Here is an 11,114-nt window from a genome sequence, read left to right as displayed (position 1 = left end):
AACTCATTGTTAGAGCAAACCAAATTGCTTGGCAGGAGCTCAAAAATATGACCGCTTAAAACTGAGTGTGCGTAACATGAGTTAATAAATCGAAGTCTAATCTCTTATGCGTTGAATAAATTACCTTAATTGCGGAGAATAAGATGAATTACCTTTACCCGGATCCATTGAGATTGGGTGATACTATTGGGCTGATTACCCCCTCAAGCCCAATGCTTCCTGGATTGCTTGAAAAAGGTATTTCTTATTTGCAGCAAAAAGGGTTTAAAGTGAAAGTAGGGCAGCATGTGTATGCTAGGGATCGTTTTTTAGCAGGAGAAGATGAATATCGAGCAAGTGATCTCATGGATTATTTTATAGATAATGAGGTTAAAACGATTATGGCTATTGGAGGGGGATATGGTTCACAACGAATATTACCCCTTCTTGATTATGATATTATACGCGCTCACCCTAAATATTTAAGCGGATTTAGTGATACCACCGCGTTACAAGCAGGGTTACTCAAAAAAGCGGGAATTATTTCTTGTACTGGTTTTGTTTTTGGTGATATCGATAGGGAACACCCTGATTCTTTGATTGAAGCAACGCTTTGGGCTTGCCTTAGAGGAGAGTCTTTTCAAATCAATGAAGGTCAAACAGTAAAACCTGGCCTTGTTCAAGGAAGATTAGTGGGGGGGAATTTAGAGTCATGGGTTTCATTAATGGGCACACCCTATCAACCTGAAGTAACAAATTGTATTTTAGTGTTAGAGGATGTGGGTGCCGAACCTTATCAGGTAGATAGCCGACTTTCTCAGCTTGCTATGGCTGGTTTTTTTGATGAAGTAAATGGAGTGATCTTTGGTCAATTTGCTCGCTGTACTGCAAAGTATTTTCCTGAACGTGATGGGACTGTTGACGATGTGATTGAGGAATGGTCGTTACGGATTAATACTCCTTGTATTAAAAATTTTCCTTATGGACATTTCTCGAGAAGATGTGTTTTACCTCTAGGAAGAGAAGTCCTTTTAGATGCAGCTCAAAGCATATTAACTATTTTATGAGATTATCTTATCAATTGAACGTTTTTATTGTAAAATAAATATACACTTTGTTTCGTGAGATGGTAAATGTCTTTTAAAGAGTTACTAGAAACTGAAAAATTAAAGTTAGATGCAATAAAAGAGCCTACGCAACGGAAAGAAATTTTTAGAACAATTCATGAACTTTATTTAAAAGAAATTAATAAACTCATAGAACAATTAAATAAGAGTCAGGATGATCAATGTAGAACAATATTAAAGCAAATCAAAGAAGTAGATAGACTTTACCTTCAAGCAAAAGGAATTGAAATTACAGCCCATATTTTATTTAGTCGTCATGGGGAATGCAGTAGCTGGGGACAAAAGCGTTTAGGATTAAGTCCCAATGCTGCTATTTCAGAAAAAGCCGCAAAAAATATGGAAACAACCAATCAATTTAGTGGCAGTTTATTATTTTATCCTGCAAATCAACATCCTCGAATTGCAATCTCACCGATGAATAGGGCGATGCAAACGGCTGGATTGGTGATTCCTACGGAAATCAATAATGCACAAATTTCTATTCTTCCTTTTTTAGTAGAAAATACGGTTTCTCCCTCTGGATACGATGTTCGCTCAAAAGAAGATATGCAGAAATTGTATGATCGGTTTTCATTTTGGAAATCACCTATCCAAAAAATTCTTTTAAAAATATCCATGTGGATTTACAGTGATGAAGATTTCAAACAACTTTATAAAAAAAGAATGGAGGCAGCAGAGAAAATTCAAATTCATGGTAAACCCATAATTCTCGAATCGAGGGCGAATGGTAAGCCGGACGTGTGCCAAAACTTGGATTATTCCGGTGACAAAATAAAAGATACTAAAGCGTTCATTGAACGCGTTGAGCAACAAGATTGTTGGTTATTTGGACATGGAAAGAACTTCAAAACGTTTTTCCAAAATGTTTTGGGTATTGAATCAGATTTTGATTATGGTGAAACACGCAGTGTTTATAAAATAAAAATCGATGGTGAGGTGTCTTCGTTATATCATCCCCCATATGTAATGCTTATTAATCAAGAAACAGGAAAAATTGAAGGAAAATATACCGCAACTTCAAGTATGCCTTATATGGAGAAAACAACACAAGAAAGTCATGACTCTGAAATACCTGATGTACCGCAGGTAATGGTTAAACTAGGTATGTCTGTTTCTGAAAATATACAACAAACGGAATTGGAAAATAATAGGAAATTGATTAGTGAGAAGCCCCTGGCTATTTTTGAGGAACAGGCTCTTGAAACTGATGAATCAGAAAAGGTCTTTAATAGATAAAACTACAATTAATTTTGCTAATATGATTAGGGTATTGTATACATAAATCTTTCTTGAAGAAGATTCGATTTACCCACCCATTAGATAGATGATAACATTTCATGGATGATTCGTTTAAATGACCCTAAATGGATATTAAATACATGTTTGATGCAATTATTTTTGATTTTGATGGAGTCATTCTTGATAGTGAACCTATTCATTATGAAGCATGTTGTAAAGTACTTAAACCTTTAGGGATAACAATAAGTTATAAAGAGTACATGGATAAATATCTAGGCTTGGCGGATAAAGATATGTTTCCTATGTTACTAAAAAATGAAGGATTTAGTTGTTCCAATACAGAAATTCATTATTTCATTCAACAAAAAAGCACAGCATACATCAATATTATCAACTCGAGTGATTCGCTACCCTTAGTTGCTGATTTTGAGCAGTTTATTTTTAAAATAGCATCTAAAGTGAAAAAAATTGCTATTTGTAGTGGTTCAAGTCATAGTGAAATAATGGCAGTTCTTTCCAAGGTGAGACAAGGAAAATTACGCGCTTATTTTGATACTATTGTCACCGCTGAAGATGTTCAAATCGGGAAACCTTCCCCAGAGGGATACTTATTAACAGCTAAGCGATTAGATGTTTTGCCATCTCATTGTTTGGTAATAGAAGATACCCCTCACGGAGTTAACGCAGCAAAAGCCGCCGGAATGCAAGTTATTGGTCTCATGACTACTTATGAGCGACAGTATTTTTTTACTGCGGAACGAGTGGTTAAAAGTTATAGGCAATTATTGGCAAAAATTTGGTAACTCGTGCTGAAAAATTTGGGATAAACCATAAATCATTTAGAAAAAGAATGAATTAATATGAAGATTATTGTTGGATTAATTTTTTCCATGATGGGGAGTATGGGGATAGCTATGGATCTAGAAATAGTAACTATAGAGCAATCTGAATATCATCAGGTTCTAAAGCATCAGGCTCAAGAAGTACAGTTTCCATTGAGTCAAGCAGATAAAGACTTAATTGATGCAATGAAAAACAAATTACAAAAACTTGGTGGGGTAGGTCTTGCTGCTCCCCAAGTTAATTTTCCGAAACGGATCATTGCTATTTATATTCCAGAAGAAGCTACTTTATTACGTGATCATGTTAAAAGTTTTTACCCCATGCATATTATGATAAATCCGAGTTACGCTCCTGTTGAGGGTTCTGCAATTCAACATGACTTTGAAGGGTGTTATTCTGTTTCCAGTAAGTCTGGAAAAGTACCACGTTATGAACAAATTAAAGTGAGTTATTATGATGAATCGGGCCAATTTCATCAGCAAACAGAAGAAGGATTTTATGCCCGGGTTTTACAGCATGAAGTAGATCATTTAAATGGTTTTTTAATTCTTGATCGTTTAACACCTGATTGTGAACAAGGTTCCGTAGAAGAAATGATGGCTTTACGGCGTATTTCATTGTCACCCGAAAAAAGGGCTCTTTTTGATCAGATCATGGCGAAAAAAATGAAAAAATAGGGATTACTTTTTTAATAACTCTGCTACGTTTTGGACTGTAAACTGAGCTTTTGCTTGCTGGTAGCCAGCATCTGTAATTTCTTTATATTTTTTAAAATCTAATATACCAAACTGTTCTACTTTTAAAGAAATGCCATAATCGGCCATGGACATTACCCGTTCAGTATTTTGTTGGGAACTAATTGTTAATAGTTGTAAAACTAATTCGCCTAAGCTTATTGGTAACGTTTTTTTTCCCAGAAACTTATTATAAAGCAATTTCCAACCTGAGAGTGAATAGGGCAATGGTGTTGTTTGGAACGAGTGCTTACTGCTAATGTTAGAGGCAATAATTTTACTGCTATTTGAATAACGTCTCATCACGTCGATAGGCATATTATTGAGTACTCCACCATCAATAAGTAGTTTGTCATTAAAAGCCACAGGAGGATAAATAAACGGTAGCGAAATACTTGATCTTATCGACTCCCATAATAATCCCCTATCATGTACGTATGAATTTTGACTAATTAAATCGGTTGATACGCAAAAATAGTTAAGCCATAAATCCTCAATTTGATTTTTTTCACCGTAAAGTCGCATAAGATTGTCAGCAGCTCTTTTACCTGCAGCAATTGCAATATAAGGAAAGGTAAAATCGATTTTTGCTCCTTTAATTAAATACTTCTCAACTAAATCGAATATTTCATTAGAAGTATATCCCATCGCAAAAGTAGCAGCGAGCATAGCTCCCATACTTGTTCCAGCAATATAATCTACAGGAATCCCGCGTTCTTCTAATAGACGATAGACACCAATATGAGCCAGTCCCCGTGCTCCTCCACCACTTAAAACTAATGAAATTGTATTGTCTGTGAAAATACGCATCATACGTGAAATACCTGCTGTTGTATTTTTGCGAAGATGATAATGTGCATTCACTGACCGTTTTTGAAGCCAATTTTGAGTGTTGCTTGGACGAGTTGCAGTATTATGCAAAATTAATAAAATGCTTCGTTTTGCAAAATGGTGCTGGCTCTCTGTGATATAATGCTCCACTTCAGATAAATCAAAAGCATGTTCTTCGGCAATCGCTAAAAAGGCAAGTGAATCAGCTTGACGAAGACAAAATTTAGTCCAATTTGTTAATGTTTCATCTGCCAGATAAAATATAAAAGAGAATTCTTTTTCTTGTTGGTTAATCCATAAAATTCCCTCATTGCTCATGTTACCCTGTTCATCCAAAAAATTTTTTTGTATTTCCACACAGTGACTGGTTAATAAAAGAATTTTCTCGCCATAGGAGTGGCGAAAAATAATTTCTTGTAATTGAAACTCAAAATCGGGTATTGGTTTAATGGGAATTATAGCGATTGATTTATTGCGAGAAGTGGGAGGTGGAACTCCTTGTAGGGAATTGGTTAGCCGTTTGATTGTAAATTGAGTGACCTTATTCAGTAATTCAGGATATGTTTTGCTTAATTTTAAGAAATTATTTTTTGATAATTTTAAGATTATACTATCGCGCAATGTATATACATTAGCAGAACGAGGTAAATCAGATAAAAGGGACATTTCCCCTATAATTGAACCTTCATTCATTTCCCCTTGATACGTCACATTATCTTCTGCATCAGTGACTTGGTAGAAAAGCCTGCCTTTGATGAGAATGTAGAGATCATTTGTGCTTTCTCCTTTTTTTATAAGTAAGGTATCACCAGTATGAGATTCAATTTCTAAGGTACGAGCAAGTTTTTTAAGGCAAGCATCACTTAAAGTGCGAAAAGGCTCATACATTTTTATGAAGTCATAAATTTCTTTTTCTGTGAATAGGGAAAAATTCATCTTTATAGTTATTACTCTTCTCAATTATTATTTTATTATAGTATTTGTTTTTGAAGTAGGAGTACTTTTAATGATTAACTTACCGTATGTTTAGTATAAGAAAACAATCTTTACCACGGCACGTTCGGGCTGAGAAAAGCGTCGTCTAGTACGAATTTTCAAATTCTGTACTAAGGCTTCTAATTCGTTAAATTAAGCGACATATTTTATTGGAAGAACGATGATAAATTCACTTCCTTTTCCTGGGGTGCTGTTTACTGAGATACTTCCGTGATGATCTTGAACGATACTGTATGAAATAGATAAACCTAAGCCTGTTCCTTTTCCTGTAGGTTTGGTCGTAAAAAAAGGTTCAAAAATCCGAGCCATTGTTTCTTTATTCATTCCTGTACCTGTATCACGCACACTAATTCGAATTTGATCATTATCCTTATGGGTACTGATGGTAATTTCACCATGATCAGAAATGGCTTGTGCTGCATTTGTAATAAGGTTCATAAATACTTGATTCATTTTTCCCGGAAAACATTCTATCTCAGGAATATTGCCATAGTTTTTATGGATAGCAATACGATCACGAACCAGATTGCGTAATAAGGTTAATGTAGAATCTATGTTTTCATGAATATTAACCCATTTCAATTCACTTTCATCGAGCCGCGAAAAAGTACGTAGATCTTTTACAATATTTGCTGTCCGCCTAGCTCCTTCTTCAATGCTATGAAGCAAATCATGAGTTTCTTGCAAAGTAAAACTCAGATCGATTCTTTCACAATATTTCGAGATTTCTAATAATTTCTCTTTTAGAGGGATCTCTGATGTAATTTCTCTATATTTATTTAATAACTGAATGATGTCTTCAATATCATTTTTTAATGGACCAATGTTTGCAGAAATAAAATTAATAAGATTATTGATTTCATGGGCGATTCCTGCGGTGAGTATGCCTAGAGAAGACATTTTTTCGGCCTGAATTAATTGAGTCTGTGTTTGTTTTAATGACTCTAATGTATTATTAAGCGGGTGGTTTTTTTCATTCAGATCTTGAGTACGTTGTTTAACACGAGACTCTAATTCGATATTAACTTCCTGCAGTTCTTGTTGCGCTTTCCTATGTTCGGTAATTACTGCTGACAGTATTAATGTTGTAAAAAATATAATGGCAACAAATGATTGTAAAAGTAATATACGTGTTGAAAGATCAATGACACCAAACTGATAAACATATATATCGAGCCAAATTCCAGAAAGAGAAGTTAAAAATGCCACAATTATTGCTATTCGGGTATTGAAACGTACAGCAGCTAAAATACAGAATGGGAGCAAAGTAAAAGCGAGACGAGGATGACTCAACTTATCGAGTATGCTGATTGTACAGCCTAATAAAATAATTAAGAGACTAAACTCAAGAAATAATCTCCAGTTAAAAGGAAATTTATTGTGATACCAAGTCATAATGAGAGGTGTCACGACAAGAATTCCCATGGAGTCACTAATCCACCAAATGAACCAATTTTTAATCATTGATTCTGGGTTAATCAAACCAAATAGGACTAATGCAATAGTACCTATAGTACAGCTCGTCAGTGATAAGAGAAAATCGCCTCCAAATATAAAAATTAAGATATCTCTAACTGTATAGAAGGGTGTTTTTGTATGGGTATAGTATTGAATAAATTTGGCAGCCCAAGTTGCTTGTAATCCTGCGCCAATGCCTACAATTGAATAAGCAGTTAAGTTTTGCCAGAATATTAGGTCACCTTGTTCAATGAATAGAATTGCTGATGAAAGGGCGATACCCCAAAAAACATGGTTGCCACACCAGAGTACCATCGCTAGAGCGAAGCCTGCCTGAAGCCAAAGAGGGGATACCATCGCAGGAATAGCCCAAATATTACTTATAACACCCATTATTGTATAAAAAAAAACTGTAATTACATTCTGCTTGAACATTAGCCACAGTTTTTTTTTATCAAGATCCATGTTTTTTTCCGATGACTCTATACAGTTTGATTTTTTCTTCTTTGCCTCTAATCACTTGGGGTTCTAATTCTTCGATCATAATTTCATCAGCGATTGGTTTGTAAGTTGTTTCGCTAATTAGCAATGTATTGGGTCTATCTTTGGTAAGTTCTTCGATTCGTGAGGCAGTATTTACAGTATCGCCAATAGCAGTATATTCCATGTGATCACTGGTACCTATATTAGCAGCGATGACTTCTCCCGTATTTATTCCGATCCCTATAGTGATGTCACGCCCAAGCTCGTGGTGGAATTTATTGTTAAATTCTTTTAATGCATCTATCATCGCCAATCCAGCAAAGACAGCATTTGATTGGTTATCAATATGAGATACAGGTGCTCCAAATAAAGCTAGGATCCCATCTCCAATTAATTTATTAACGCTCCCATGATGGTCTCGTATGATTTGAGTCATTAATTCAAAATAAGCATTAAGTATTTCTACCGTTTTAACAGGCCCTAACTTGCCTGATAGCGAGGTAAATTGACGAATATCCACAAACATTACAGAGATAATACGATATTCACCATGAGTTAGAGAGATACCGTCTTGATCATGTAGTATTTCATCAACTATATTTTTAGGAACATATCTTTGGAATAGATCCATAACCCGTTTTTGATAGGATAACTCATGGTTTAATTTTTCAACCAAAGACATTCGCTCTTTTTCAAGATTCCACATTTTTAGACCGGTATCAATATCCATTTTTAATTCAATTGGATCCCAAGGTTTTGTAATATAACGAAATACTCGGCCAGTATTTATGGCTTTTATAATCGCCTCTATATCTGTAAAGCCCGTTAAAATCATACGGATGGTATTAGGATATTCAGGAATAATAGACTCTAAAAATTGTACCCCAGTCATCTCCGGCATTCTTTGATCAGTAATAACAATTTGAATATTATTATGACGCATAATTTTTATACCTTCGCGCCCTGAAGTGGCAGTAAACACGTTGAATTGACGGCGAAATGTTGCGACAAAAGCAGTGAGATTATTCATTTCATCGTCAACATAAAGAATGTTATTTTTTTCATTATTCATAAGAGCTCGTTTCGAAATAAATCAAAAACTTTATAAATGTTTATATAGTCTATAGGTTATGTTATCAGCACTGTCAACGGTTAAAAAACAATCATGTTAATTAACGTTTATTCTTTATTTTTCAATGAGGCAAACTTGACAAAATTAAATATTACTTCCTAAAATGCTAACGGGTAAATCACATTTTGCCTTTATGCTTATTAACTAACTCTAAAAGGAATTAATTATAATGAACAAGATACAATTAACAGGCGTTGCTCTTGCTATTGGTGCTGCCTCTATGTTTGCTTTAGCTCCTGCTTTTGCTGATGACGCATCTTCTGCCTCTGGCATGGTTAAATGCCAAGGTGGTAATGCATGCAAAGGACAAAGTTCTTGCAAAACTGCTGATAATGCATGTAAAGGCCAAAATTCTTGTAAAGGAAAAGGCATATCAGAAATGAGTAAAGATGATTGTCAAAAAGCAGGCGGTACTGTTGTTCAATAATTACAGATAATTTCTAGCATGATCCAGGCATGTATCTTTCATGCCTGGATTTTTATCAGGTATTAATTATGAATACCCCACAAAATAAAATTGTTCCACGCATGCCTTTTCTTGGTTTTGGTCTGGGATTACGACCTGATTATTATGAAGAAATTTTGACGCAAAAACCCAATTTAGATTGGTTTGAGATATTAACTGAAAATTACCTGGTTCCCGGTGGAAAACCACTTTATTATCTTGACCAAATTCGCACCCATTACCCTATAGTGATGCATGGTGTTTCTCTTTCATTAGGTAGTTCAGATCCTTTAGATCGTGATTATCTACAGCAATTAAAAAATTTAGCTTCTCGAGTTGAACCAGTTTGGATTTCTGATCATTTATGTTGGACTGGAGTTAATGGGGTTAATGCCCATGATTTATTGCCTATTCCGTATACGCATCAAGCAGTAAATCATATTGTTTCTCGTATCCATCAGGTCCAGGAGTTTTTAGGGCGCCCCATTTTAATTGAAAATGTATCCAGCTACCTTACTTATAAACAATCTGAAATGACAGAATGGGAATTTATTCTTGAAATTGTTAAGAAAGCAGATTGTTATATTTTACTCGATGTCAATAATGTGTATGTGAGTGCTATAAATCACCAGTTTAATCCTATGGATTATATTTTTGCCATGCCTGCTGAACGAGTGGCCCAAATTCATTTGGCTGGCCATTCCAATCATGGTCATTACATCATCGATACTCATGATGCGCCTGTAATCCAGCCTGTTTGGGATCTTTATGCAGCAACGTTACAACGATTGGGTCCTGTCTCAACTATGATAGAACGAGATGACAATATGCCGCCTTTAGCTGATTTGCTTGCGGAAATAAAGCATGCTCAGGAAATTGCTGAATCAGTAACGATTGACGAGGTGCTTTTATGACAGAGCTTCTGCACTTACAAGAGCAATTTCAAAAATTTTTATTATCAGATCAGTCAGACATTTTTAATTCAATTATTCAAACTGAATTAGTTTCAGCGGATACTCGCTTAGGTATTTATCGTGACGCTTATAAACTTCGATTGATAGAATGTTTGTCGTCTAATTTTTCTGCGTTACATGCTTATTTAGGTACAGAGCAATTTAATGAGTTTGCTACTCTTTATATTAATGCACATCCTTCATCTTATCGTTCTATTCGTTGGTATGGAGATTTGCTTCCCGAGTTCATTAAAAACCAGTATCCTCAATACCCCCATTTAGCAGAACTTGCTGATTTTGAATGGAAAATGGGTTTAGCTTTTGATGCTGCAGATGCACACGTTGTGCAGGTTGAGGATATGGCTTCAGTTCCCCCAGAAGCATGGGCAGGATTACAGTTTATTCTGCATCCCTCTTTACAGCGAATCAATTATGTTTGTAATACAACTTTCCTTTGGCAAGCGTTGACCCATGATCAAAAGTTGCCTGAGTTACAACAAAGTTCGGAACCTACGGCATGGATTTTGTGGCGTAAACCTGAATACCTTATCCAGTTTTATAGTTTGTCTTGTGAAGAAGCTTGGGCTTTAGATAATTTATTACAAGGGATCTCTTTTGGTGCTTTATGTGAAGGTTTATGCGAGTGGATAAACCCTGAGGAAGTAGGAATGCGAGCTGCTTCCTATTTAAAAGCCTGGATTCAAAAAGGTATGATATCGCGATTACTGCTCGCAGAATAGTTTTATTTTCTCCTTGTTACATATAAGCGTTACGTAATTTTCCACGTAATGGCGTTAACTTAAAGAAAACTGATTCCTATTTTTCTGCAGCCCGAATTAGTGTATAGCAGGGGAAAGGGTGGTACGGATTACGACCGCGCCTAATCCGGGAGTA

10 protein-coding genes are annotated in these 11,114 nt (G+C 35.4%); 7 read left to right on the top strand and 3 right to left on the bottom strand.

Features of this window, described 5'->3' with window-relative positions; translation table 11 throughout:
- The first annotated feature begins 143 nt into the window (after positions 1 to 143).
- The 4 genes from Lsan_RS10675 to def all read left to right on the top strand — a co-directional run bounded on the left by Lsan_RS10675 (position 144) and on the right by def (position 3,865).
- Positions 144 to 1,046, top strand: a complete 903-nt coding sequence (locus Lsan_RS10675) for a S66 peptidase family protein (RefSeq protein WP_058514380.1) — start codon at positions 144 to 146, stop codon at positions 1,044 to 1,046.
- A 66-nt stretch (positions 1,047 to 1,112) separates the two neighbouring features.
- Positions 1,113 to 2,342 carry a phosphoglycerate mutase family protein gene (locus Lsan_RS10670; protein ID WP_058514379.1) on the top strand — a complete coding sequence of 410 codons (1,230 nt, stop codon included), beginning with the start codon at positions 1,113 to 1,115 and terminating at the stop codon, positions 2,340 to 2,342.
- Between the two features lie 143 nt (positions 2,343 to 2,485).
- On the top strand, positions 2,486 to 3,148 hold the full coding sequence (locus Lsan_RS10665) for an HAD family hydrolase (RefSeq protein ID WP_058514378.1): 663 nt from the start codon (positions 2,486 to 2,488) through the stop codon (positions 3,146 to 3,148).
- 111 nt (positions 3,149 to 3,259) lie between these two features.
- The gene (def, locus tag Lsan_RS10660; protein WP_058514396.1) at positions 3,260 to 3,865 is read left to right on the top strand and encodes a peptide deformylase; all 606 of its coding nucleotides are present in this window, start codon (positions 3,260 to 3,262) and stop codon (positions 3,863 to 3,865) included.
- A 3-nt stretch (positions 3,866 to 3,868) separates the two neighbouring features.
- On the opposite strand, the gene Lsan_RS10655 is transcribed toward def, so the two are convergent.
- From Lsan_RS10655 to Lsan_RS10645, 3 genes are all read right to left on the bottom strand, one after another.
- Positions 3,869 to 5,689, bottom strand: coding sequence for a patatin-like phospholipase family protein (locus tag Lsan_RS10655; RefSeq protein WP_058514377.1), 1,821 nt, complete (start codon positions 5,687 to 5,689; stop codon positions 3,869 to 3,871).
- Positions 5,690 to 5,881: 192 nt separating this feature from the next.
- Positions 5,882 to 7,672, bottom strand: coding sequence for an ATP-binding protein (locus tag Lsan_RS10650; protein ID WP_058514376.1), 1,791 nt, complete (start codon positions 7,670 to 7,672; stop codon positions 5,882 to 5,884).
- Entirely contained in the window at positions 7,662 to 8,762 is a 1,101-nt protein-coding gene (locus tag Lsan_RS10645; RefSeq protein WP_058514375.1) for an adenylate/guanylate cyclase domain-containing protein, read from the bottom strand. The genes Lsan_RS10650 and Lsan_RS10645 overlap by 11 nt, the downstream gene beginning before the upstream one ends.
- Before the next feature lie 229 nt (positions 8,763 to 8,991).
- Here Lsan_RS10645 and bufA2 point away from each other — a divergent pair, with 229 nt between their 5' ends.
- From bufA2 to Lsan_RS10630, 3 genes are all read left to right on the top strand, one after another.
- Positions 8,992 to 9,249, top strand: a complete 258-nt coding sequence (gene bufA2, locus Lsan_RS10640; protein ID WP_058514374.1) for a BufA2 family periplasmic bufferin-type metallophore — start codon at positions 8,992 to 8,994, stop codon at positions 9,247 to 9,249.
- A 68-nt stretch (positions 9,250 to 9,317) separates the two neighbouring features.
- On the top strand, positions 9,318 to 10,181 hold the full coding sequence (gene bufB, locus Lsan_RS10635) for an MNIO family bufferin maturase (protein ID WP_058514395.1): 864 nt from the start codon (positions 9,318 to 9,320) through the stop codon (positions 10,179 to 10,181).
- Positions 10,178 to 10,960, top strand: coding sequence for an HvfC/BufC N-terminal domain-containing protein (locus Lsan_RS10630; RefSeq protein WP_058514373.1), 783 nt, complete (start codon positions 10,178 to 10,180; stop codon positions 10,958 to 10,960). The genes bufB and Lsan_RS10630 overlap by 4 nt, the downstream gene beginning before the upstream one ends.
- Positions 10,961 to 11,114 lie beyond the last annotated feature (154 nt).

Origin of the sequence: Legionella santicrucis (assembly GCF_001468135.1) — a bacterium.
GTDB lineage: Bacteria > Pseudomonadota > Gammaproteobacteria > Legionellales > Legionellaceae > Legionella > Legionella santicrucis.
The sequence above is the reverse complement of the archived record's forward strand: the minus strand, read 5'-3'. Positions and strand labels throughout refer to the sequence as shown.

Excerpts from the sequence above, each read along its gene's own strand:
- Lsan_RS10630 (WP_058514373.1), top strand. The coding sequence starts at position 10,178 with ATGACAGAGCTTCTGCACTTACAAGAGCAATTTCAAAAATTTTTATTA.
- bufA2 (WP_058514374.1), top strand. The coding sequence starts at position 8,992 with ATGAACAAGATACAATTAACAGGCGTTGCTCTTGCTATTGGTGCTGCC.
- Lsan_RS10675 (WP_058514380.1), top strand. The coding sequence starts at position 144 with ATGAATTACCTTTACCCGGATCCATTGAGATTGGGTGATACTATTGGG.
- bufB (WP_058514395.1), top strand. The coding sequence starts at position 9,318 with ATGAATACCCCACAAAATAAAATTGTTCCACGCATGCCTTTTCTTGGT.
- Lsan_RS10655 (WP_058514377.1), bottom strand. The coding sequence starts at position 5,689 with ATGAATTTTTCCCTATTCACAGAAAAAGAAATTTATGACTTCATAAAA.
- Lsan_RS10650 (WP_058514376.1), bottom strand. The coding sequence starts at position 7,672 with ATGGATCTTGATAAAAAAAAACTGTGGCTAATGTTCAAGCAGAATGTA.
- def (WP_058514396.1), top strand. The coding sequence starts at position 3,260 with ATGGATCTAGAAATAGTAACTATAGAGCAATCTGAATATCATCAGGTT.
- Lsan_RS10665 (WP_058514378.1), top strand. The coding sequence starts at position 2,486 with ATGTTTGATGCAATTATTTTTGATTTTGATGGAGTCATTCTTGATAGT.
- Lsan_RS10670 (WP_058514379.1), top strand. The coding sequence starts at position 1,113 with ATGTCTTTTAAAGAGTTACTAGAAACTGAAAAATTAAAGTTAGATGCA.
- Lsan_RS10645 (WP_058514375.1), bottom strand. The coding sequence starts at position 8,762 with ATGAATAATGAAAAAAATAACATTCTTTATGTTGACGATGAAATGAAT.